The 22,755-nt window shown below is 51.9% G+C and carries 24 protein-coding genes; 3 read left to right on the top strand and 21 right to left on the bottom strand.

What is annotated here, in order from left to right:
• Window positions 1–81: 81 nt before the first annotated feature.
• The 5 genes from DNH61_RS24095 to DNH61_RS24075 form a co-directional block, all read right to left on the bottom strand.
• Complete coding sequence (locus DNH61_RS24095) at window positions 82–1,722, bottom strand: APC family permease (RefSeq protein WP_181438846.1); 1,641 nt, start codon at window positions 1,720–1,722, stop codon at window positions 82–84.
• A gap of 99 nt (window positions 1,723–1,821) precedes the next feature.
• Window positions 1,822–2,115, bottom strand: coding sequence for a hypothetical protein (locus DNH61_RS24090; RefSeq protein ID WP_111149366.1), 294 nt, complete (start codon window positions 2,113–2,115; stop codon window positions 1,822–1,824).
• A 45-nt stretch (window positions 2,116–2,160) separates the two neighbouring features.
• On the bottom strand, window positions 2,161–2,721 hold the full coding sequence (locus DNH61_RS24085; protein ID WP_245948308.1) for a response regulator: 561 nt from the start codon (window positions 2,719–2,721) through the stop codon (window positions 2,161–2,163).
• 64 nt (window positions 2,722–2,785) lie between these two features.
• On the bottom strand, window positions 2,786–3,292 hold the full coding sequence (locus DNH61_RS24080; RefSeq protein WP_111149365.1) for a GNAT family N-acetyltransferase: 507 nt from the start codon (window positions 3,290–3,292) through the stop codon (window positions 2,786–2,788).
• Window positions 3,289–4,014, bottom strand: a complete 726-nt coding sequence (locus DNH61_RS24075) for a phosphonate ABC transporter ATP-binding protein (protein WP_111149364.1) — start codon at window positions 4,012–4,014, stop codon at window positions 3,289–3,291. Before DNH61_RS24075 ends, DNH61_RS24080 begins: the two co-directional genes overlap by 4 nt.
• A gap of 147 nt (window positions 4,015–4,161) precedes the next feature.
• Here DNH61_RS24075 and DNH61_RS24070 point away from each other — a divergent pair, with 147 nt between their 5' ends.
• On the top strand, window positions 4,162–4,383 hold the full coding sequence (locus DNH61_RS24070; protein ID WP_111149363.1) for a hypothetical protein: 222 nt from the start codon (window positions 4,162–4,164) through the stop codon (window positions 4,381–4,383).
• 77 nt (window positions 4,384–4,460) lie between these two features.
• Here the strand turns inward: DNH61_RS24070 and DNH61_RS26535 are convergent, their stop codons facing one another.
• The gene (locus DNH61_RS26535) at window positions 4,461–4,598 is read right to left on the bottom strand and encodes a hypothetical protein (RefSeq protein ID WP_181438845.1); all 138 of its coding nucleotides are present in this window, start codon (window positions 4,596–4,598) and stop codon (window positions 4,461–4,463) included.
• 127 nt (window positions 4,599–4,725) lie between these two features.
• Between DNH61_RS26535 and DNH61_RS24065 the strand changes: the two genes are divergently transcribed.
• A complete protein-coding gene (locus tag DNH61_RS24065; RefSeq protein ID WP_111149362.1) occupies window positions 4,726–5,460 on the top strand; it encodes an HAD family hydrolase in 735 nt (244 codons plus the stop codon).
• A gap of 52 nt (window positions 5,461–5,512) precedes the next feature.
• On the opposite strand, the gene DNH61_RS24060 is transcribed toward DNH61_RS24065, so the two are convergent.
• The 13 genes from DNH61_RS24060 to pdhA all read right to left on the bottom strand — a co-directional run bounded on the left by DNH61_RS24060 (window position 5,513) and on the right by pdhA (window position 20,515).
• Entirely contained in the window at window positions 5,513–6,394 is an 882-nt protein-coding gene (locus DNH61_RS24060) for a pentapeptide repeat-containing protein (protein ID WP_245948307.1), read from the bottom strand.
• 62 nt (window positions 6,395–6,456) lie between these two features.
• Window positions 6,457–8,757 carry a type IA DNA topoisomerase gene (locus tag DNH61_RS24055; RefSeq protein WP_111149360.1) on the bottom strand — a complete coding sequence of 767 codons (2,301 nt, stop codon included), beginning with the start codon at window positions 8,755–8,757 and terminating at the stop codon, window positions 6,457–6,459.
• A 134-nt stretch (window positions 8,758–8,891) separates the two neighbouring features.
• A complete protein-coding gene (locus tag DNH61_RS24050; RefSeq protein WP_111149359.1) occupies window positions 8,892–9,881 on the bottom strand; it encodes a hypothetical protein in 990 nt (329 codons plus the stop codon).
• 288 nt (window positions 9,882–10,169) lie between these two features.
• Window positions 10,170–11,318: a glucosaminidase domain-containing protein gene (locus DNH61_RS24045; RefSeq protein ID WP_111149358.1), complete on the bottom strand. Its 1,149-nt coding sequence runs from the start codon at window positions 11,316–11,318 to the stop codon at window positions 10,170–10,172.
• 61 nt (window positions 11,319–11,379) lie between these two features.
• Window positions 11,380–11,712, bottom strand: coding sequence for a hypothetical protein (locus DNH61_RS24040; protein WP_111149357.1), 333 nt, complete (start codon window positions 11,710–11,712; stop codon window positions 11,380–11,382).
• Between the two features lie 111 nt (window positions 11,713–11,823).
• Window positions 11,824–13,311, bottom strand: coding sequence for a glutamate synthase subunit beta (locus DNH61_RS24035; protein WP_111149356.1), 1,488 nt, complete (start codon window positions 13,309–13,311; stop codon window positions 11,824–11,826).
• Window positions 13,312–13,666: 355 nt separating this feature from the next.
• Window positions 13,667–14,161: a dihydrofolate reductase gene (locus tag DNH61_RS24030; protein WP_111149355.1), complete on the bottom strand. Its 495-nt coding sequence runs from the start codon at window positions 14,159–14,161 to the stop codon at window positions 13,667–13,669.
• Between the two features lie 21 nt (window positions 14,162–14,182).
• Window positions 14,183–14,977 (bottom strand): thymidylate synthase, encoded by a 795-nt coding sequence (gene thyA, locus DNH61_RS24025; RefSeq protein ID WP_111149354.1) that lies wholly within the window; start codon window positions 14,975–14,977, stop codon window positions 14,183–14,185.
• A 42-nt stretch (window positions 14,978–15,019) separates the two neighbouring features.
• Complete coding sequence (locus DNH61_RS24020; protein ID WP_425452309.1) at window positions 15,020–15,526, bottom strand: acyl-CoA thioesterase; 507 nt, start codon at window positions 15,524–15,526, stop codon at window positions 15,020–15,022.
• 135 nt (window positions 15,527–15,661) lie between these two features.
• On the bottom strand, window positions 15,662–17,077 hold the full coding sequence (gene lpdA, locus DNH61_RS24015) for a dihydrolipoyl dehydrogenase (RefSeq protein WP_111149353.1): 1,416 nt from the start codon (window positions 17,075–17,077) through the stop codon (window positions 15,662–15,664).
• A 4-nt stretch (window positions 17,078–17,081) separates the two neighbouring features.
• Window positions 17,082–18,398, bottom strand: a complete 1,317-nt coding sequence (locus tag DNH61_RS24010; RefSeq protein WP_111149352.1) for a dihydrolipoamide acetyltransferase family protein — start codon at window positions 18,396–18,398, stop codon at window positions 17,082–17,084.
• Window positions 18,399–18,449: 51 nt separating this feature from the next.
• Window positions 18,450–19,427 carry an alpha-ketoacid dehydrogenase subunit beta gene (locus DNH61_RS24005; protein ID WP_111149351.1) on the bottom strand — a complete coding sequence of 326 codons (978 nt, stop codon included), beginning with the start codon at window positions 19,425–19,427 and terminating at the stop codon, window positions 18,450–18,452.
• A gap of 20 nt (window positions 19,428–19,447) precedes the next feature.
• The gene (gene pdhA / locus DNH61_RS24000; RefSeq protein WP_111149350.1) at window positions 19,448–20,515 is read right to left on the bottom strand and encodes a pyruvate dehydrogenase (acetyl-transferring) E1 component subunit alpha; all 1,068 of its coding nucleotides are present in this window, start codon (window positions 20,513–20,515) and stop codon (window positions 19,448–19,450) included.
• Window positions 20,516–20,795: 280 nt separating this feature from the next.
• Here pdhA and DNH61_RS23995 point away from each other — a divergent pair, with 280 nt between their 5' ends.
• Window positions 20,796–21,536: an alpha/beta hydrolase gene (locus DNH61_RS23995; protein ID WP_111149349.1), complete on the top strand. Its 741-nt coding sequence runs from the start codon at window positions 20,796–20,798 to the stop codon at window positions 21,534–21,536.
• A gap of 24 nt (window positions 21,537–21,560) precedes the next feature.
• Here the strand turns inward: DNH61_RS23995 and DNH61_RS23990 are convergent, their stop codons facing one another.
• Window positions 21,561–22,040 (bottom strand): low molecular weight protein-tyrosine-phosphatase, encoded by a 480-nt coding sequence (locus DNH61_RS23990; RefSeq protein ID WP_111149348.1) that lies wholly within the window; start codon window positions 22,038–22,040, stop codon window positions 21,561–21,563.
• A complete protein-coding gene (locus tag DNH61_RS23985) occupies window positions 22,037–22,738 on the bottom strand; it encodes a trimeric intracellular cation channel family protein (protein ID WP_111149347.1) in 702 nt (233 codons plus the stop codon). Before DNH61_RS23985 ends, DNH61_RS23990 begins: the two co-directional genes overlap by 4 nt.
• Window positions 22,739–22,755: the final 17 nt, after the last annotated feature.

Below are 22,755 nucleotides of genomic sequence, written 5' to 3'. Positions count from 1 at the left end.
CCGCCCCCAAGATATTCGTCGATTACGAAATGTTTCTGCTGATTTTTGCGCTTCCCCGGGAAATACAAGCGGGGAAATTAACTAGCTGAAATAGATATAATTCCGCTCTTCCGCCAGCAATCTGCTTCGTTCAGGTACCGACCGTGAAGCTCTGTGAACTCCCCGCCCGCTCTTCCTCCCGGCTCCCAGTGCAGCAGCTGTCGCGCCGGCTAGACAGATAAAGAGCATATAGACCACAGACATCCCGCCGATCCAGCAGGATACAGCTAATGCGGTTCCACACCACAGCAGGGCGGCAGCGGCGATCGGCCGGCTCCATTTCCCCATATGGAAACTGCTGCTCTCAGACCGACCAGCAAATCGCAGCAGATGCAGAAGCATTAACAGGCCATAGGCACTGTAGCTTAAGCCCGTCGTGCAGGCGGTTATCATCATGATCGTTTGGAGACCGAATCCGCCATCGCTCAACATGACAGCCAGCATAAGAGCTATAATAACGGAACCGCTTATTAGGATGGCTTTTACCGGCGCATGAAATCTGGACGAAACCTCTGAAATTCGGGAGGCCGCCGGAGCTGCACGATCCCTTGCCATAGCGAACAACAGGCGGGAAGAAGCGAAGATGCCGTTGGATCCGCATACCCACAACCCATAGAGGGCAGCTACGGCAACGACTGACTGCAGAGCAGTCCCCAAGCCGCTGAAGCTTCCAATGGTGGCGGCAACAGCCATAAGATCCGCATATCCCGCCATCCCCAGAACCGGGTGCATCAAGGCCAGCATGCAGAAGATGAAACAGACAAACCCGAATATGTATTGGTAGGAGACTGACAAGAACATCGACCACGGGACCTGCCGCCCAGGGTCCGTTGTCTCTTCGGCTGCGTAGGCAGCCGTGTCAGCTCCAAGAAACATTCTCATCAGAAGCAGCAGCGCTGCAGCGCCGCCGTGTAAACTAATCCCTTCCCCATTTTCTGCCGCTTGGAACAGCCGCCCTGCGTCGATCCGGTCGATATCACCCAGCCACACGACAAGCGTGACAACCGTAAGCACGGCAGCCGTCTGTATCCAGATCCCCGCCGCGGGCAGGCGGGATACCGCTGTTGAGCTTCCTATATGGCAGACCACCTGCAGAACGGTAAGCAGAACAGCGATTGCAAGCATGCACGCAAGTCTCCAGGAGCTTCCAGCAATAGCAGGAACCAGATTCGCAATAAGCAAGGCTGCTGCACCATTGGCGACCACCACGAGCGTCATCTGGCCGCCCAGCAGCAGCCAGCCTGTTACATTTCCGGCCCAGCTGCCAGCAAGCTTCTTAGCCCAGTGATACGGCCCTCCAGCGAGCGGACAAGCTGAAGCAAGCTCCGCCTTGGCCGTGCAGAGCATGACGGCGAAGAAAGCAGCTATCGGCCACCCGAAGCCAAACCCGGCAGGACCCGCATAGCTCAGAACTGGTCCCAGACAGATAACAGCACCGCCAAGAACAGACATTGAAGAGAACGATAGCCCAAAGGATGACAAGGCCCCAATTCTTCGATTCAGTTGCTGAGGGTAGCCCATTCGGTTAAGCTGCTGTTTATCTTCAATAAAACGGATATATAAGGGAGTGCCGCCCGGATGATGGTCCCACCCTGATACGCGGCTCCCGGCCTTCCAGCCGATTACGGCAATCACAATACATACAAATGCAAAAACAAGAAGCCCTGTCAACGTAATCCCCATAGCTTCCACCTCCATAGCGTTAGTCTATGACAGGTGAAAGCTAGAAAGACTACTGACAGGGCAGAATAGCGATCCGCTCGTTACGTGTTATTAGGACATTTACAACAGGCCGTATCGCTGAATGTATAACGTTAGCGCGCATGCAGCTGACCAAGCGAGTGCATTCAGGAAAAGTCCCTGCCAAACAGCAGCTGCCGCCTGACCACGCAGCGTTATCCAGTTAACTGCAGCAACAAGTCCGGTATAACCGGCAGCAATCAGGATGCCGAATATCTGGTCGATCCGTTCAGCAGGCTGCATAAATCCGTAGACCAGCAGGACTACGCCTGCCAGTACATACGGAAATATCAGCCCAAGCGCCGCATTGGCAGCTATACCTGCCCATTTGCTCATCAACGGTCCACCCTTCTCCGCTATCATCCCCGATTGCTGCCCGCCTTAACGGTCAACTACCTGCAGCTGCTGCAGCACATAGCGGCGCAGCTTCTCAATATCAAACGGCTTCGTAAAAAATTTCTCCACACCCAGCTTGCGTGCCGTTTCAACCTTATCTACGTCGCCATACGCCGATATCATGACGGTCTGCACATGCGGGTCCATCCGGCGTATTTCCTTCAAGGCTTCCAGGCCATCCATGTCGGGCATCTTCAGGTCAAGCAGCACAAAGTCAACCCGGTGGTCACGAAATTGTTCGATTGCCGTCTTGCCGCTGGATGCTTCATGTACGATCAGGCCTGATGATTGGAAGACCTCAGCCAGCAGCATGCGGATGGCCGCCTGATCATCCACGATAAGAATGCTTGGAGGGCCATCCGTATTTCCTCTGCCGGAGCTTGGCGAAGAGCCTGCGGTCTTGTGGCCTTTGGACGCTTCAGCTCCCCGCTCTCTAATCAGCCGCTTGCTTCCTTCTTTTATACGATTTTTGTTAGTTATATATAGCAGTAATCCTATGATCGTGACAGCCATTACTGTCAATACGAGGATAAGGTAGGTGTCCATGCAGCCGCTCCCTAATGTCAGATACCTAACTTTATTCGACAGTGACCGTCAATTTCCCTTCTTCTTAGCCTTTATGATCATGCAGTAACATTCTCATATCAAACCAGGCAATGCCCCCGTGCCGTGAGGATGATTCACCTAGATACTCAAATCCAAGCTGTTCGTAAAAAGGGATCAGGTGCTCCTCGCACATCAGAATGACGGATGCAAGCCTGTCTGCCACAGCCTGATCAACGATTTGCCGCACCAGCAGGCTGCCGATCCCCTGCCTCTGGCTGTCTGCACTCACGGCCACTGTCAGTACGCAAAGGTTCGGACCTTGCCCATTCTCCAGATGACTCCCCTTCATATCATCCGAGCTGGTATCCTCCTGGAAGGTCCTTATGCCATTGACAATGCCGGCCAGTCTGCCGGCCTTCCATGCACCCCAGAAATACCCGGGATATCTGTCCAGCCGGTAACGGAACGCTTCCAGCGTTGCAGCTGCTTCCTCTGTATAGGAGGCCGCTTCCAGCCTGTACGCTTCCTCAAGGGAATCCTCCGTCATCCGCCGCAGTTCATAGCCGCTCACAGCATCATCTTCTCCCGCTGCATCAGTCGTCTGCCGGTTATGTCAAACACGATGTCTCCTCCGTTTAAACCGACCAGCCGGTCTGCGAACCGTTCCGCCCAGTCTGCCTGTGTAAGCACGGTCACAATGGTGATCCCCCGGGTGCTGCACAGCGCTTTCAAATCCTTCAGGATGATTTCCGCTGAATGAGGGTCCAGTCCAGTGACCGGTTCATCTGCCAAAATTACCTTCGCTCCGTGGACTAAAGCCCGGGCGATCGCCACCCTCTGCTTCTCGCCTCCGCTTAGATGTTCGGCTTTGGTGTGCGCCTTGTCCAGCAGGCCGAGCTTTTCCAGTACGTCCATGGCTCCCATATAGTCGTCATTACGGACCATACCCGTCAGCATACGCCACCATGGCGTTTGATGCCTTGTGCCGACCAGAACATTCTTCAGTGCCGACCTGTTCGGATTCAGCATAGGCGATTCCGCTAGGTAGGCAAATTCTCGCCTGACTTTCATTTTCCCGGCCAAGCCCTTCTTACGGACATCTACGCCATCCAGCTTATAGCTGCCGCTGCTCCACTCCTCCTGCATAGCCATGCATTTGAGGAGCATCGATTTACCGCTGCCGCTCCCGCCGAGCACTGCAATGAATTCACCGGGATGCACCTGCAAATTAATATCATCCAGCACTTTCTGCCCGGCCGGCAGCTGCTTGGTCAGATGCTCGATTTTGATCATGTACGTTCCCCTTTTCTGATGCTTCTAACCAAATAGTTTAAGGGAAAAAAATAATACTTTCCACACGAACAAATGTTTGGTATAATAAGGAAGGGAACAAATGTTCCTGAATTCATTCATTTCTTACCTATTCGGAGGTGTATGATCATGCGCAGCTGCGAGCATTACAGATTTATCGAGCGTCATCGGCCTTACCGGGATTTAACTTTCAAGTTCTATTCAGACGGGGCTTTAACCATTATAGACAACAATGCGGAATCGGTCGTAACCCCGAAGGAACTGAAGGGTGAGAGCCTGGATTTCTATGTACGCAAGAGAATTTCCTTCATTAAGAACGATCTAGCTGCCAAGAAGCAAAAGTACGCTTAATCAGCCTGCTCACATAGAACAAAAGCAAAGAAGGGATCGTTGCATCGATCCCTTCTTTACATATAGTCTTCCATCGACTAGGGTAGCTCTTTCTCGATATTGTTCAAATTAGGCGGCCGGTCGGCTGCTTTTTTAGGCTTTAGAGTGATCGCTTCCTCTTTCATCGACTTCATGTTCTGCTGATGCTTGATCTCCTCACTGCGGTTATAAGGCATGTTCGGTTCACCTCCACCGCCTCATTATGCAGCAAACCGGGGATGTTTATGCGAATTGACGGATACAGTGAAGTGCGGTAGATTGGAGACGAGACATGGCAGGATGTACAGACAAAGGAGAGACCGTATGAAACAGACGATTATGTTCGATTTAGACGATACGCTAGTGCACTGCAACAAGTACTTTTACCTAGTCATTGACCAGTTCGTGGATTTGATGAAAACGTGGTTTGCATCACACCCGCTTACCACCGACGAGATCCGTGACAGACAGACAGAAATCGATATTGCCGGCGTACAGACCTCCGGCTTCAAGAGTGAGCATTTCCCGGAATCCTTCGTCGAGACTTACCGCTACTTCGCTGGGCTGTATGGACGCAAGACCAATCCAGCTGAAGAGGATAACTTATGGAAGCTCGGCCTGTCGGTCTACGAGTCGGAGACCGAGCCTTATCCTTATATGGAAGAGACGCTGCTCAAGCTGCAGATGGCCGGCCATGATCTGCATCTCTATACGGGCGGGGAACCCCTCATTCAGTTCAAGAAGATCGAACGCTTCCAGCTCGAACGATACTTTGATGAGCGCATCTATGTCCGTCAGCATAAGGATATTCAAGCGCTCGAGTCCATCGTTAGCGAGCAGGGCTTCGACCGCGATAACACCTGGATGGTTGGAAACTCCATCCGGACGGATATTGTCCCCGCTTTGACAGCTGGCATCCATGCCATCTATATCCCAACGGAGACCGAGTGGCAGTATAATATTGTCGAAATTAATGTGGAGCCGAAGGGACAGTTCCTGACCCTCCAGCATCTGCCCGATGTACCAACAGCCATCAATGAATACGCAGCCGGAAAATAATGCTCGCACACGGCCTTATCAAGCCGCTATTCTGCGCTGCTCCCATGCCAGGTCACCGGCGCTCAGCGCCGCTGGCCCAGTGGCTGGGTCTTGACAGTGATGGCGGAAGCTTGGTCCCGGCATCCCCTTTAGCCGAATTAACCTGTCCCTGTACCAGGAAGAGACTTCCTGTTAGATCGGCACCCCGGATATCAGCATCCCGCATATCTGCTCCTATCAGATCAGCCCACCGCAGATCAGCTTCCCTTAAATCTGCCGCTATCAAGTAAGCCCCCCGCAGGTTCGCACCTCTTAGGTCGGCCCCCTTCAGCTTGGCGCCAACCAGATCCATTCCCCTGCTGTAAGTCTTGCGGCGGCCTGAGGAGCTTTTGGTTAACCGTGCCGCTTCCGCCCGTACAAACTCGCTTGTCTTAATTAGAAGCTCATTCACTTCAGCGCGGTGGGACACTACATCTATACCGTTAATGGAATCGGCATCCAGTTGAGTGAGCCGTTTCGTCTTGCCCATCATGTCTTGAAGTGCTGCATGTATAGGACGAGCCGGCTCACGAGTCAAGGCGTCCGCCAAGTACCACAGCATTTCATGAAGCTGCCGCATGACAGGGAACACTTCGAACATCAGCTTAGCTGATTCCGGCGCCTGCCGCCAGCTGCGGCTTTTAAAGGTAACCTGCGACACCTGCTGACCCGCGCCAAAGCAGTCATAGACCGTGCAGCCGCGGAAGCCCAGATCCCTTAGTCCGGCATGAATGCCGCAGCGAAAATCCTCCTGCAGGCTGCCGCACGGACTGCCGGCGTCCTTGTCCATCGCAAAGTCAGCCGAAACGGCAAACGGCAGTGAAACGCAGCACAAGCCGAAGCACTGCTCACAATCAGCCTTCAACAAGCTCTGGTAATCACCGGCCCCTCCGGAAGCCCTATTATAATCAGACACAACCATTCTCCTCGTTTCTTCTATTGGTCAGGCACTGCCGCGACAGGCCAGGGTTTCACTGTTCAGGAATCCAGCATTGTTGTAATCCTGCCGCTCTCCCTGTCTTCGAGAATCAGCTTGCCTTTCACTTCTGTCTGCCCGCGCTTGAAGGACAGCTTGCGTGTTTCACCTTTCTCCACCAACGAAGCCGCCATCGAAGCGGTTATCGTCTTGCCTTCAAATCCCTTCCAGATCACGAATGTACAGCCTTCTCTGTAACGGCTGCAGCCAAAGCCTCGCTTGCCTTCTATTAAAGTGCCGCCACAGCCGGTCCGCGGACAAGCAGGAAGCGTCTGCTGCTTCTTCCCGCTCTCCTTGGCTGCGCGTACAGGCTTAACGGCCGCTGGCCCGTCTCCTGTTGTCGAAGGGGTGGCTGCTGCCCGGGTATTCCGGCCGGTGCCGGCGGCTGCCCGGGAGCTTCTGGAGCCTTTGCCCGACTTGCGGCGTTCCCGCTCCTCCTTGAACACTTCAGCCGATGATGGCAGCTGGCGGCTGACCTTCTCAACGACCATGGCGGCAAAGCGCTTGACATTATCCATAAATTTCTCATCGGATGCTTCGCCTTTGGAGATTTGATGAAGCCTCTGCTCCCAGCGGCCGGTCATTTCCGGTGAAGTCAGCACCTCTACCCCTGCATCCCGGATCAGCTCAACAGCCGCAATGCCTTTGGCCGTAATATCAAGCTTCTTGCCGGCGAGTGTAATATAACCGACCTGCTTCAGCCTCTCAATTGTGGACGCTCGTGTAGCCGGTGTGCCAAGACCGGTATCCTTCATGGCCTCACGCAGCTCGTCATCCTCGATTGACCTGCCTGCACCTTCCATCGCTTTAAGCAGCGTACCCTCAGTAAATGACTTGGGCGGCTGTGTGGACTTCTCTGTTATCTCTGTTTTCCGGCATTTTACCGGATCCCCAGCTCGAAGATTGAAGCCTCCGTCCAGGATTAGTGTCTCATCCTCGGCCTCGTCTGCTCCGTCATCCTTCTTGCGCTTCCCGCGCCCCTTCGCCGGTTCCTGTCCGGCATCGGGAAGGACGATCTTCCAGCCCAGCTCAACGAGCTCCTTGACCTTCGTCTTAAAGGTTTCCTCTTCAACGGCGGTAAGCAGCTCATGATGCCGGTATACAGCTGGCGGGAAGAAATGCGAAAGAAACCGCCGGACAACCAAGTCGTAAATCTTCTGTTCGTCCGCAGACAGATTTCCGGCTTTCTTGGCTGTAGGCAAAATCGCATGATGATCCTCTACCTTGGAAGGATTACAGACCGCCTTATTCCCTTTATGCACTCTGCCTTGATCCGCCTGTCTGGCCAAGTCACCGTAAGTTGTGCCCGACTGCAGCATTTGCAGCGTCTTGTGCATGACCGGAATATTTTCCTCTGTTACATAGTTGGAGTTAGTACGCGGGTAACTGATGACTTTGTGCTTCTCATAGAGAGCCTGAGCTATATCAAGCGTCTTCTTCGCGGAGAAGCCGTATTTCCCATTCGCTTCCCGCTGCAGAAGCGTCAGGTCATACAGACGGTAAGGATACTCCTTCTGCTCGTTAACCTCATAGGATGCCACCCGGCCTTCTTTGCCATCTACCTTGGCAGCAAGCGCCTCTGCTTTCTCCTTGTCAGTCAGCCGGTCGCCCTGCCACAGTCCCCGGTAGGCGGTTTCCCCCGATTTAAAATGCCCGTGCAGCAGATAGTAGGTTTCCGGCTTGAAATTGGTAATCTCTTGATAGCGGTCGTAAATAAGCGATAGTACAGGTGTCTGTACCCTCCCTACCGACAAGAGAGCACGGTGCCGTATGGTAAATGCTCTCGACGCATTCATTCCGATCAGCCAGTCGGCTTCACTTCTTGCTTTGGCAGCACGTGTCAGAGGTTCATAATCCGCATCGCTCTTCATTGCTTCGAAGCCCTTGCGTATCGTTTCGGGCGTCAGATCGGATATCCACAGCCTGCGAACCGGCTGCCTAAGCTTCAGATACCTGGCAATCAGATGGAAGATCAGCTGTCCCTCCCGCCCCGCATCGCACGCGTTGACCATGTCGCCGCACCGCTTGGCGAGCTCCCCGATCGTCTTCAGCTGATCCTTAGTCCGGGGGTTAGGCCACAGCTTGAAGGTATCTGGGATAATTGGCAGGTCATCGGCATTCCAGCGCTTGTAGCGCGCGTCATACTGGTCTGGCTCTGCCAGTGATACCAGATGGCCAATGGCCCAGGTAATAATATACCGTTCTCCTTCAAGGTAGGTACGGCGATTTTGAGCCTTCGGCTCGATTACAGCCGCAATCGTTCGGCCCATATCCGGTTTTTCGGCAATAATCAGTGTTTTCACAGCAGCTGCACTCCATATCTCAAGAGATTCCATAATATATTTTATGTAAACATATGATAGGATCCATTCTATCAATCAATCTATCATCCGCTCTATTACCCACCCGTTATTATACCACGTTAATTAATCTTCTCCTATCCTATTGTCCGTGATACTGCTGTCATAAGCTCCGGAATCCACCTCTTCTCCTCCTCGATATACTGCCGCAGCAGAGATTGAGAACGGTTCAGCAAAACCTCATTTCCCGATAGATTAAACTTGGTCAAGAGATTCCGGATGGCCTGAATGGCATTCTTCTGTGTCATGGCTGTCCGAAGCAGCCGGTTGTCCGCATCAAGCTGAAGCCGCAAGTTCATATATTGGATACGGCTCGCCATAAGCTCACTTCTCTCCCAAAGCAGTTGGAAGGGTCTGAGATCCGCATGTGTGCCTTCAACAAGCCTTAGCAAATCTGCGGGCAGCTGTTCCAGAGCAGCGACTCCGTACATGCAGTTATCACTCTTGTTATAATGAAACGTATCCTTCGCATTCAGGTAAGCGTCAAGCAGGAAGTACACCTGTTCAGCGTTGAACTCGTCCTGCATATTCATATGCTTACTAAAGAGATAAACCTGATCAGCGAACTTCCCTTGTGCGTATGAGCTCCGAAACGCCTGCTCCAGCTCGTCAAAGCTGCATACGGCATGTTCATATCTTCCATCCTTGAAGTGATCAGCAATATGCACGATATTCTGCCGCTCGTCATAGCCAAACAGGAACAGCTCATGGACAAAATGATGCTTCTGGTGCAGGGGCGAGGCTGATAAGTAATATTGGTCGGCACTTAGCCAAAGGTAGGTATCCCGTTCAAGCTGCTCCTTAATAAAGCCAGAAAGGGATGAATCGCTTGTCCCGATCATGGATTTGGGTATACAGAAGGCGTCCACCCAAGGGCAGTGATGATACAGCAAGCGGTGAGTATCAAAGAAGTAGGTCTGATAGGAATTGAACCGCACGATCTGTATAAAATGATTCATTACCCAGCTCCACGCATTCTCCTCAGGTCCAATTAATGAAAGGAGACTCGCATAGAGATTATACGTATTAAGAGCCGGCTTCTTCATGGACAGCAGTTTTGCAGACATTGTAGTGGACACAGCCTTTCAGTTACGGAATCTGTTGCTTCTTCGCCAGCTTATCGCAGCAGGAACGTACAGACTCGGCTTAATGGAACCCGCTTGTGTCTCAAAGAGGCTTTAGAACTTCTCTTATAAGGTAAGGGAAAGTAAAGTTTAGACACAGCAAAAAGCGCAAAGATCCGTTTCAAATCCATGCATGCCTGGCATAGCACAACAGGATTGAAAGAGCCTTCACGCTTCTGATTTTGATAACGCTATGTATGTATGAATTATTGCAGAGAGTCGATAGTTCAGCTATTCCTGAACAAAAGCCTGCATGCTTGCAAAAATACTAGTGACACCTTTATGCCAATTAGGGTCTTCGGCATACTGCCGGTTAAGCCAGCGGATCGGCTCCACATTGTCCGGCTTGTCCCTGCTTAGCCGAACGATCGTCCGGGCAGCAATAGCCGCAGAGTCGCTTATGTCCGTGTTAAAGTCCTGCCAGCTGTGGTAGACGTTAAACGGATTATTGGCAATTTGCAGCGCACTCTTGTTCGTGTGAGGCACAAAGCCCTGCTCCTGCCCGGTTATGGCAAACAGCAGCAGCGGATGAATATCGAACACCTGTGCCGCATTTATGATCGCTTCAAAATAAGGAGATTCAGCCAGCAGTGACGATCTCTTTTTCAAGTACAGCTTCAGCTTTTCCTCGTTAACGAGCGTATACCGCAGACCAGCAGGCAGTTCATTGCCTTTATAATAGCTGGTCGGCGCCGGATACACTGGACTGTCGATTGCCGTTGGGGAGTCGTCAACTGTCCCCGGTTTCTTGTCCAAATCTTTCACGGGGCTGTTCCAGCCATATAGCAGAGTAATTAAACTTAAGCCTGTAAACAACAGCAGGAAAAATGCAGTGACAGCAGCAGACTTGCCTGCCCGGATGGATTTTGTGATCCCGCCTGTTTGTACCGGTGACAAATCATCGTTATTCCCCGCTGCTTGCGCTTCCGCTGTTGCTGCCACCTCTTGGAGCGGTTGACTAACATGGCGCCAGAGCACCTCGGGGTCTGTTGATGTTTGTAGAAAATCACGAAGATTGTGCAGGAGGTGCCCTGCTGACTCTTCTGAAAGGTTCACGCCCGATTGCTTGACCAACCATCTGCGTAAAGGAACATCCACTACCTCTTCTGCTATGGGCAGCTTCAAAGCTGCGGCTAATACGTCTCCCGGTCTCACTGAACGCTGCTCTGCCGCGACCACGCTGCGGATAAGGATATCAGCAAGCTCCTGCTTGCTCGGAACTGGCAGTTCCGGCAATTGAAGGTATATCGCCCTCTTGATAGCATCGGCTATAATGTCCGCCTGCCGGGAGGGTGGCAGTTCTTTATACTTACCCCGGACATATCGTCGGATATTTCCGATCTCCTCCATCGTTAAGATGGAGGCTTCATCCTCAGCCAATGTCCCTTACCTCCCGCGTCCGCATATCCGATGCCTCATGTCGTGTCTTTATTTTATCCCATTAAACTTCCTGTCCGGATACAAGCTGTGCAATCCTGTCCTGCATAGCATGCGTTTGAATGAACTTCGAAAGCTGTTCCTTCTCCTTAAACGTGAACTGGTACTCGCAATCGATCCCTTCATCCTGGGGAACGACCTGAACAATCATGCCTTCCAGATTCGTGATAACCAGAGCGGTTAAATCAATCAAGTCGCTGGGAATCTCAGCACTCCCGGCAGCCAGATCGAACCTCAGCTCAATATCCACCCACTGGTCCGAACGTACTTCAATCCGTACCGGTACAAGACTGGTCAGCTTCAGCTCAGTAATCGTATCAGATCCATACTTAATCACACCTATTGCCTCCTTTAACTTTACTCCATCATAACATGACCTGCTGTAAAGTCAGAAAAAAGCGCCTTACGGCGCTTCTTAATCTGACTGCTGCTTAGCAGCTTGTATTCATTAAGGCAGGATCGAGGATCCCATCAAATATTTGTCTACTTCGCGTGCAGCTTCGCGTCCTTCGTTAATCGCCCAAACTACAAGGCTCTGGCCGCGGCGCATATCGCCTGCCGCAAATACTTTATCCACATTAGTCGTATACTTGCCGTATGGAGCTTTGACGTTCGTACGGCGGTCCTGGTCCAGACCAAGCTGTTCAACCAGCATGTTCTCAGGTCCTTCGAAGCCGACTGCGATCAGCACAAGATCCGCCTTCCAAACCTTCTCAGTGCCTGGAATTTCTTTATAGATCTTGCGGCCGGTCTCATCAACATGACGCTCGATATTGACGGTGTGAAGCTCGGTCACGTTACCGTTCTCATCGCCAACAAACTTCTTGGTCAGCACGGAGAATGCACGCGGATCTTCACCGAAGATTGCTTTGGCCTCTTCTTGGGCATAATCCAATGTATAAACATTCGGGAATTGCGGCCAAGGATTAGTAATCGGATCACGCTCCAGTGGGGCCTTCGCATGTGTACCGAACTGGGTTACGGATTTGCAGCCATGGCGAAGCGCTGTAGCTACGCAGTCCGTACCGGTGTCGCCGCCGCCGATTACAATAACATTCTTGTCTTTAGCGGAAATATAATTACCGTCCTCCAGATTGGAGTCCAAGTAGCTCTTGATCGTTGCGTTAAGGAAATCCATTGCCGGATAGATGCCTTTGTTCTCACGGCCTTCCATGCTGACATCACGCGCCTTCGTTGCGCCGCCGCACAGTACGACTGCATCAAACGAATCAACCAGTTCTTTGGCTGCAATGTCCTTGCCGATTTCCGTATTGGTTACGAAGTCAACGCCTTCTGCTGCCAGCAGATCAACACGGCGCTGAACGACCTTCTTATCCAGCTTCATAGTCGGAATGCCGTATGTCAGCAGTCCGCCAATCCGGTCGGCGCGCTCATATACAGTCACCGAATGGCCGGCTTTATTAAGCTGAGCCGCACATGCCATGCCTGCAGGACCGGAACCGACAACAGCTACACGCTTGCCTGTACGTACTTCCGGCGGCTGAGGAACAACCCAGCCCTCATCAAAGCCTTTATCTATAATAGCCTGTTCAATTGTCTTAATCGTAACCGAGTCACCGATCAGACCTACCGTACACGACCCCTCGCACGGAGCAGGACATACACGTCCAGTAAATTCCGGAAAGTTGTTCGTCTTGTGAAGACGGTCAAGCGCTTCCCGCCACAGTCCGCGGTAAACAAGGTTGTTCCATTCTGGTATCAGGTTATTAACCGGACAGCCCGAAGCTCCTCCGGCCATCTCTACTCCTGTATGACAGTAAGGCGTACCGCAATCCATGCAGCGAGCGCCCTGTGTGCGAAGCTGATCCTCCGAGAAATGCTTGTGAAACTCTTCCCAATCCTTGATCCGCTCAAGCGGATCGCGGTCAGCCGGCAGCTCCCGCTTGTATTCCATAAAACCTGTTGGTGTCGACATGCTCACAGTTCCCCCTCTAATTGCTAGTTACCGTAACTACCCTCTCAATAAACTATAGTAGGAAATCCGGATGAATTCAATGAAAAAAACCATCCAGCACTCTATTTACAAAATCTATTATATAGATTATTAACGACATAACCGGATATCTCTGCATCCTAAGCGGCTATGCATGGCTATACATTTATATCTAATTATTATACCATTTTCGACATGGCATTGTGTACCCGGCACCGCTTGCAATTTTTGACGCTTATAATAGAACATCCTAGCATTTTGACAAGGGAACGATAATGGATTTTCCGTATAATCATTTGCACTTTATGGCATATGTTCGTGAATCAACCACTCACATTTATTCCTTGCCGGATCGTCTTGTGTAAGTATTGAAATGAAATGAATATGCATGACGATCATCCGCAGGATGATAAGCACTTTCGGTTAGCGCCCATTCCTCGGCAGGAAAATCAGGGAAGCGGGCATCCCCCTCTACCTCGGCATCCACCTCAGTAAGCAGGATAGTGTCTGCGTGAGGCAGGAGCTGTTGATAGATTTCCGCTCCCCCAATGACCATGAGATCATGGCTGCCGTATTTGTGAAGCGCTTCGTCCACCGAATGAACAACCTGACAGCCTTCCATATGAAAATCCTTGTTACGGGTCAGTACGACATTCGTCCGGTTCTTGAGAGGCCCGTGGAACGATTCCAGCGTCTTCCGTCCCATCAGCACCGTCGTATTCAAGGTTGTCCGCTTGAAAAAAGCCATATCGTCGGGAAGCTTCCAGGGCAGATCATTATCTGCCCCGATAACCCGGTTGCGCGCCATGGCGGCAATCATTGTAATCGTCATGTGCGTCCCTCCTGAATCGTTCTATACCGATACCTTCGCCTTGATGGCCGGGTGGCTGACATAATCGACAATTTCGAAATCCTCGAACACATAATCGAAGATAGAATCCGGCTTACGCTTGATCACAAGCTTAGGCAGCGGATAAGGCTCGCGCGTCAACTGAAGCTTGACCTGCTCGATGTGATCCTTGTAGATGTGTACATCTCCGCCGGAATAGATGAAGTCTCCGACCTCAAGATCACACTGCTGGGCGATCATATGGGTTAACAGCGCATATTGGGCAATGTTGAAGGGAAGCCCCAGGAAGGTATCCGAGGAACGCATCGTCAGCATGCAGGACAGCTTGCCTGCAGCCACATAGAACTGGAATACGAAGTGGCACGGAGGCAGCTTCATCTGATCGATCTCCGCAACATTCCAGGCGCTTACAATGTGTCTTCGGGAATCAGGATTATTCCGTATGGATTCGACAACCTGAGCGATCTGGTCGATTTTCCGGCCATCCGCCCCCTGCCAAGCTCTCCACTGCGAGCCGTATACAGGCCCGAGTTCGCCATTCTCATCCGCCCATTCGTTCCAGATGCGGACGCCATTTTCCTGAAGATAACGAACATTCGTCTCGCCCTTAAGAAACCACAGAAGCTCGTGAATGATTGACTTCACATGCATTTTCTTCGTTGTTACAAGCGGAAAACCTTCCGACAGATCGAAGCGCAGCTGGCGGCCGAAAACCGAATACGTGCCTGTCCCCGTGCGGTCTTCCTTCTCAATGCCATGGTCCAAGATATCCTGAAGCAGATCCAGATAGTTTCTCACCTTTACACCTCACACACAGTATCTGTCGTATTATTGTATCATTTAAACCCCGTTTTGTCGCCGTTCCAGCTTACGCTTGCGTCTGAGCTCATAGCGCTCAGGGGCCGATTTATGCAGCTGAATTTCCTCTTCGGTCTCCGGAACCACTGCAGGTACAGCAGCCGGCTTGCCCTGTTCATCAAGCGCCACGAAGGTGAGGAACGATGTTACCATCGTCTGCCGGTCACCGGTGTACATATTTTCGGCCTCTACCTTCACATAGATCTCCATTGAGGAACGGTGGGTCCATGTGACGAAGGCTTCCAGCTGGATGACTTCGCCGAGCCGGATCGGGGCCAGAAAATCCAGACTGTCGCTGGACGCGGTAACCACCTGCCTTCTGGCATGCCTGAGACCCGCAATAGCGGCGATCTTATCGATATACTCCATCACCTTGCCGCCGAACATTGTGCCGTGATGGTTGGTATCCTCGGGAAAAATAAGCTGCGTCATAATGGATCTGGAAGCGCTGCACGGCTTGCTCACCGGCTGCTCCATCACTTCTGCCATATCGGCTCCTCCTTCTTCCCTCTGCCTCTTGCCTGCTTTTACCTTGGCTTATGTGCTTTCAGTTTGCAAAAAGAGGCCGCCGCAACATGCGGCTGGCCTCCCATACATTACGGATAAAGCTCCGGTAATGGTATCTTATTTTACAATTGTGTGAATCGGATGGCCAAGACCTACTTCAGCCGCTTCCATAACGATCTCGCCAAGCGTAGGATGACCATGGATCGTCAGGGCAAGATCTTCCATCGTAGCGCCCATCTCAATCGCAAGACCAAGCTCAGCGATCATGTTGGAAGCTTCCGCACCCGCAATTTGAGTACCGAGGATCAGGCCGGTATCTGCGTCAGAGATGATTTTCACGAAACCGTCTGTAGCATTAAGGGAAAGTGCACGGCCGTTGATATTGAACGGGAAGCGTCCAATCTTCACATTGTAGCCTTTCTCCTTCGCTTCCTTCTCGCTGTAGCCCACGCTCGCGCACTCAGGATCAGCGAATACAACAAGCGGGATGCTCTTGTAATCGATCTTGCTTGGCATACCCGCAAGCGCCTCAGCTGCAACCTTCGCTTCATAAGTTGCTTTATGAGCAAGAGCAGGACCGGCAATGATATCACCAATTGCGTAGATGTGCGGGATGTTCGTACGGCACTGGTCATCTACTTCAATATAACCGCGCTCATTCATCTTGATATTAATCAAGTCGAGGCCAAGCTCGCCATCTGTGTTCGGACGGCGGCCAACCGTAACCAGCAGATAATCAGCTGTAACGGTCTTCTGTTCTCCGTTCACTTCATAAGTGAGCGTTACATCCTTATCGGTCTGTTCAGCCGATTTGGCCATTGCGTTCGTATGAATCTCAACGTTCTTGTCCTTTAGCTTCTTCGTAACAAGACGGGACATATCCGTATCGAAGCCTGGAAGAATCGTATCGGAGCCCTCAATAACCGTTACCTGGGTACCGAACTTCGAGTACATCTGGCCAAGCTCAACGCCGATATAGCCGCCGCCGATTACAATCATGCTCTTAGGCAGCTCAGGCAGTGACAAGGCTTCCGTGGAAGAGATGATACGTCCGCCATAAGGGAATGCCTTCAGCTCAATCGGACGGGAGCCGGTAGCGATAATACAGTTCTTGAAGCGGTAACGCGGCGCTTCCTGGTCGTTAAAGACGCGCGCTTCGTTCTCGTTGATGAACATAACTTCACCGCTGAAGAATTGAACCTTGTTGCCCTTCAGCAGCTGTCCTACACCGCCGGTCAGCTTCTTGACAACGCCATTCTTGAACTCCTGCACTTTGTCCCAGTGAACCTTAGGCTCACCAGCTTCGATACCCATGTCAGCTGCATGAGCAATAGACTCATATTGATGAGCTGCAGAGATCAGCGCTTTGGATGGAATACATCCAACGTTCAGGCACACGCCGCCAACATACTGGCGGTCTACACACAATACGGATTGACCCAGCTGGGCCGCACGAATGGCGGCCGCGTATCCCCCTGGACCTGCACCAATGACTAACGTATCAATATCAAGAGAAGCGTCTCCTACTACCATGATATTACACCTCCATAATGAGAAGCTCAGGATCAGCCAGAAGCTGCTTGATGTAGTTCATGAAATTCTGGGCAGTTGCGCCATCGATCAGACGATGGTCGAAGCTTAGTGACAATGCCATAACAGGTGCGGCAACGATCTCTCCGCCTTTGACAACAGCCTTCTCCGAAATCCGGCCTGTTCCGAGAATAGCAACCTCTGGGAAGTTAATGACCGGTGTGAAGAACATACCGCCGGCAGAGCCAATGTTCGTAATCGTCATGGTGCTGCCCTTCAGCTCATGCGGAGCCAGCTTGCCGTCACGGCCGCGGGTTGCCAGATCGCGAATTTCATTGGCCAGCATCCAGATGCTCTTGCGGTCCGCATCTTGAACAACCGGTACAATCAGACCGTTATCTGTGTCAGCGGCAATACCTACGTTGTAGTATTTCTTGAATACAATTTCCTGTTTCTCTTCATCGAGCATAGCGTTCATGATCGGGAATTCACGAAGCGCACCAACCAGAGCCTTCACGATAAATGGCAGATAAGTCAGCTTGACACCCTTCTTCTCTGCAACCGGTTTGGCTTTGGCGCGAAGCTCTACCAGCTTCGTTACATCCACTTCATCCATCAGCGTAACATGCGGTGCTGTGTATACAGACTTAGACATAGCACCAGCGATGATTTTACGGATGCCCTTGAACGGAACGCGCTCTTCAGGACGGTCGCCCGTCGCAGTAGTCACATGAGCCGGCTTCGCTTCACCCGCACCCTTCGCTGCTACTGCAGCCGCATCTTCAGCAGGCTGTTGTCCGCCGCCAGCTGCGAACTTCGTTACATCCTCACGTGTGATACGGCCGTTCTTGCCGCTGCCCTTGATCTGAGAAATCTCCACACCCTGCTCACGTGCATATTTGCGCACGCTTGGCGTAGCCAGTACAGGGCCTGCCTGTTCGGCTTCGGATTTGTCAGGCTGCTCGTTAGCTGCAACCGACTGCGGCTGAGCTTCCTTTTGAACTGCGTTGTCCTTCGTCTCCGGCAGCTCAGTCTTCTCCTGGCCTTGGGAAGTCTCTGGGAGCGCCTGTTCAGGAACGTCGCCTTCCGCGTCAATAATCGCTACCACTTCACCAACATGGCATACCTGACCGTCCTTCACCAGAACGTCCAGAACCTTGCCGTTAACCGGACAAGGGACCTCAACGATCGCCTTGTCATTTTGTACTTCCATGATAATATCTTCGTCCGTTACCGTGTCGCCGGCTTTAATGTTGATCTTGATGATCTCGCCTTCATGCAGGCCTTCGCCGAGCTCAGGGAAGCGGTATTCAAATTTAGCCACCTGGAAAACCTCCTTATCGTATTACGCGGCACCTTGAATGAGGTGCTGTTATTAGAACTCCAGTACTTTGTTAACCGCTGCGATAACGCGCGCAGGGCTAGGCAGCCAAGCATCCTCAATCTGGGCAAACGGATAAACGGTATCCGGACCTGCAACACGAAGAACAGGAGCCTCCAGGTGCAAAATGGCTTTCTCGTTGATTTGTGCAATAATTTCAGCGGCTGCGCCTGCAGAACGCTGCGCTTCCTGCACCACGATAACGCGGTTCGTCTTCTGGATGGAAGCTACAATCGTATCGATGTCAAGCGGCATCAGGGTACGAAGGTCGATTACTTCTGCCTTTACGCCCTGCTTCTCAAGCTCATCAGCAGCCTTCTGCGCAGTATGGACCATCATGCCGTAAGCAATGATTGTAACATCGCTGCCTTCACGGACAACATTTGCTTTGCCGATCTCAACCGTATAAGCCTCTTCCGGCACTTCTTGACGGAAAGCATGGTACAAGTTGAGGTGCTCCATAAAGAATACAGGATCATTGTCACGGATAGCTGCAACAAGCAGACCCTTCGCATCATAAGGGTTGGAAGGTACGATTACCTTCATGCCCGGCGTTTGAAGAGCAAGGCCCTCCAGAGCATCAGTATGCAGCTCGGCTGCTTTAACGCCGCCGCCGAACGGGGTACGGAATACGATTGGCGAGTTGTAGCGTCCGCCTGAACGGTAACGCATACGAGCGGCCTGGATGAACATCTGGTCCAGCGCTTCGAAGATGAAACCAACGAACTGAATTTCCGCTACCGGACGGAAGCCTTGGATACCCATACCGACAGCCATACCAGCAATAGCAGATTCCGCAAGCGGTGTATCAAATACACGGTCTTCGCCGAATTCCTTCTGCAGCCCTTCCGTTGCACGGAATACGCCGCCTACTTTACCGACATCCTCACCGAATACAAGTACGTTCGGGTCGTTCTTCAATTCCACGCGCATTGCGTCGCGGATTGCTTCTTTCATATTCATTTGAGCCATGATCGCTTGTTCCTCCCCAATTATTCAAAATCGGCCTTTTGCTCTTCAAGGTACTTCGGCGTCGTTTCGAACATGGAGTCGATCAAGCCCGCTACGGTCATCTTCTCCGCTGCTTCTGCTTTCTTGATATGCTCGTTCACGGTCGCCTTCGCTTCTTCCTTAACCCGTGCTGTATCCTCTTCCGACCAGAGTCCCTTCTTCTCGAGGAACTTGCCGAAGCGGATAATTGGATCCTTCAGGCTCCATTCGCCTTCTTCTTCCTTCGTCCGGTACTTCGTCGTGTCATCAGCCATCGAGTGTGGACGGAAACGGTACGTCAACAGCTCGATCAGCGTTGCGCCCTCTCCGCTGCGTCCGCGCTCAGCCGCTTCTTGAACAGCCTTGATAACTGCAAGCACATCCATGCCGTCAACCTGTACGCCCTTCACCCCAGCCGCTACAGCCTTGTGAGCGATCGAAAGCGCTGCTGTCTGCTTCTCGAAAGGAGTCGTAATCGCATAACGGTTGTTCTGTACACAATAGATAACAGGCAGCTTGTATACGCCGGCGAAGTTCAAGCCCTCGTAGAAATCGCCCTCGGAGGAACCGCCGTCACCTGTATAAGTAATTGCAACGCGCTTCTCGCCGCGTTTCTTGAACGCCATGCCAACACCGGTAGCGTGGAGAATCTGTGCACCGATGATGATTTGCGGCATAAGTACATGTACATCCTCTGGAATCTGTCCACCATGCTGGTGACCGCGGGAATACAGGAACGCCTGATACAGCGGCAGACCATGCCATACCAGCTGCGGCATATCACGGTAGCCCGGACATACGAAATCATCCTTGTTCAGTGCATACTCACTGCCGACCATTGATGCTTCCTGGCCGGATACAGGAGCGTAGAAACCGAGACGGCCCTGACGGCCGAGGTTAACGGCACGCTCATCCCAAGTACGGGTGAATACCATGCGGTACATAATTTCCTTCAATTGATCATCAGTCAAGTTCGGCATAGCATCCGGATTGACAACTTCACCTTCAGGTGAAAGGACGGTAAGCGGTGTAACCGGCTCCGTCTGCACTTCATATGGCAGCTTGCTCATTAGATCGTTCACCCCATCTAAATATTTGAAATCTTACTGGCCTCTGTTATAGAATTATTATAAACCTGTTCATTCGTTTTGGTCAAAGAAAAATATGATAAAACTCATATGTTTCTTTGCTTTTTCACGCTTTTCCGGGCAAAATGTTTGTATAACAGAGACAGCAATGATGTAGTACAGATTAATACAACATCCATAATCGCCGTCGCCGCGCCAAGACTTACCTACTTTGTTTACCCTCAAGCGCAATAATCCATTCAATTACAAAGGAGAATGTTTCATGACGAATACTCCCCATGTCAAACGAACGATCATTAAAGAAACCGTACCGAGCCAATTGCTCGCAGAGGGAGAGCGAAACTTACGAATTATGCTGCCCCCTGGTTACAATGAAGTGTTAAGCTACCCGGTCATCTACTGTCAGGACGGTGAAGACTTCTTTAATTTTGGACGTATCGCCACGCAGGCAGCCAATATGATCGCCGAGGGCGAAATTGAACCGCTGATTATTGTAGGCGTAGATGTGGACAAGAAGGTTCGCACTGCGGAATATGCCCCAGATGGCGAACGTCACGAGTCTTATGTACAATTCTTCGCTGAAGAGCTTGTCCCGTTTATTGAAGCGCGGCTGCCGGTCAGACAGGAACCAGAGCATATTCTGATTGCCGGGGAATCCCTCGGCGGCAGTGTGTCCCTGCATATTGCCCTGAAGCATCCAGCCAAATTCCGCAATGTCCTCTCTCTGTCCGGCGCCTACTATCCGGCATCACTTGAGGTATTGGAGCAAGCGGACTCACGGATTGTGCAGAACTTGAAGCTCTATATGACAATCGGACTACAGGAGAACGCTTTCGAAACCGACCGCGGCATATTTGATTTCGTCGCCTTGAACCGGGAGGCCAGGCAAATTCTTGAATCCAAGGGTGCCAGACCCGAATATATCGAGCGTGACGGCAAGCACCTGTGGGGCTTCTGGCAAAAAGATGTACCGGGGGCACTGAAATGGTTCTTTCCCGAGTAAGTTCACGCTGATCTCACCCCAGGTTCATGCCCGTCCCAGATGATGATCTCTCATAATCTGCGCTAGAAGGGCCCGGCAGCCTGTATGAACCAGATCGTATACTTCCTGAAAATTCCCTGTGTAATAAGGGTCGGGTACATCCTCCCCCTGCCGGCCTTCCACCAGCTCCATGAAACGGAACAACCGCGCGGAGCCGGCAGCTTCACGCAGGGCTCTGACATTGCGTTCATTGCTCGCATCCATACAGATAACATAATCAAAGCTGTCCAGATCGCCCGCCGTTACCTGGCGGGCTTTCATCCCTTCATGGCGGATGCCCAGGCCATCCAGCAGCATTCTTGTTCCCTCGTGCGGGGGCTTGCCGATATGCCAGTCACCCGTGCCCGCTGAATCGACTTGAATGAATTCGTCCAGACCGGCCTCTGCCGCTTGATGCCTCAGGACTGCCTCTGCCATAGGAGAGCGGCAGATATTGCCTAAACAGACAAACAGCACACGAATCAATGCATCTCCTCCCTTCTCTTCTCGTCGCTAGCGCCAGGCAGCTCCGCAGGTGAAATCTGGTGCGTCTGGTGAACCGACTCCGACATGGCATACTTCAGCGAACGACGCGGAAGTCTCCACTTATAATGCACTGACAGCATCCGGAATACCGTAATAGTGATAAATAATACCAACAGCTCCGCTGTCCGGTGGACCCAGCCAAGCCCAATCACAACACCGGCTGCCATTGCCCATACGGCATAAATCTCATCCCGGAGCACTAGCGGCTTGCGTCCCGCAAGCACATCCCGGATGATGCCGCCTCCTATCCCTGTCATGACAGCTGCCACCATAACCGCGGCGAGCGCATGCCCCTCCTGTGTGGCATAAAGTGCGCCCTGAATAGCAAAAGCCGACAAACCAATCGCATCGAAAAATGCTTCACTTCGGCGCCAATGCTGTATCCAGCCTACCGGAAGAATAAAAGCGACAGCCATCGCTATAATTGCCGTCTTTAGAAGAAACCCCTGACTCCATAAGGTGGTAATCGGCACCCCGATCAGCAGATTCCGCACCACCCCTCCGCCAAAGGCTGTCACCAGACCGAGCACGAATACACCCAAAATGTCGTACTCTTCCTCCATCGCAACGATTGCGCCGGAAACGGCAAAAGCGATCGTTCCAATCAAGCTGAAAACACTGAAAATGTCCCAATCCAAGGTATGTGCCCCCCGTG

This window comes from Paenibacillus sambharensis (assembly GCF_003233845.1).
Classification (GTDB): Bacteria; Bacillota; Bacilli; order Paenibacillales; family Paenibacillaceae; genus Paenibacillus_I; species Paenibacillus_I sambharensis.
This window is presented reverse-complemented; position numbering and strand designations above follow the sequence as displayed.

Coding starts and splice junctions, on each gene's coding strand:
- DNH61_RS24095 (WP_181438846.1), bottom strand. CDS start 1,722: ATGGGGATTACGTTGACAGGGCTTCTTGTTTTTGCATTTGTATGTATT.
- DNH61_RS24090 (WP_111149366.1), bottom strand. CDS start 2,115: ATGAGCAAATGGGCAGGTATAGCTGCCAATGCGGCGCTTGGGCTGATA.
- DNH61_RS24085 (WP_245948308.1), bottom strand. CDS start 2,721: ATGGACACCTACCTTATCCTCGTATTGACAGTAATGGCTGTCACGATC.
- DNH61_RS24075 (WP_111149364.1), bottom strand. CDS start 4,014: ATGATCAAAATCGAGCATCTGACCAAGCAGCTGCCGGCCGGGCAGAAA.
- DNH61_RS24070 (WP_111149363.1), top strand. CDS start 4,162: ATGCGCAGCTGCGAGCATTACAGATTTATCGAGCGTCATCGGCCTTAC.
- DNH61_RS26535 (WP_181438845.1), bottom strand. CDS start 4,598: ATGCCTTATAACCGCAGTGAGGAGATCAAGCATCAGCAGAACATGAAG.
- DNH61_RS24065 (WP_111149362.1), top strand. CDS start 4,726: ATGAAACAGACGATTATGTTCGATTTAGACGATACGCTAGTGCACTGC.
- DNH61_RS24050 (WP_111149359.1), bottom strand. CDS start 9,881: ATGTCTGCAAAACTGCTGTCCATGAAGAAGCCGGCTCTTAATACGTAT.
- DNH61_RS24035 (WP_111149356.1), bottom strand. CDS start 13,311: ATGTCGACACCAACAGGTTTTATGGAATACAAGCGGGAGCTGCCGGCT.
- DNH61_RS24030 (WP_111149355.1), bottom strand. CDS start 14,161: ATGACGATTACAATGATTGCCGCCATGGCGCGCAACCGGGTTATCGGG.
- DNH61_RS24020 (WP_425452309.1), bottom strand. CDS start 15,526: ATGGCAGAAGTGATGGAGCAGCCGGTGAGCAAGCCGTGCAGCGCTTCC.
- lpdA (WP_111149353.1), bottom strand. CDS start 17,077: ATGGTAGTAGGAGACGCTTCTCTTGATATTGATACGTTAGTCATTGGT.
- DNH61_RS24005 (WP_111149351.1), bottom strand. CDS start 19,427: ATGGCTCAAATGAATATGAAAGAAGCAATCCGCGACGCAATGCGCGTG.
- pdhA (WP_111149350.1), bottom strand. CDS start 20,515: ATGAGCAAGCTGCCATATGAAGTGCAGACGGAGCCGGTTACACCGCTT.
- DNH61_RS23995 (WP_111149349.1), top strand. CDS start 20,796: ATGACGAATACTCCCCATGTCAAACGAACGATCATTAAAGAAACCGTA.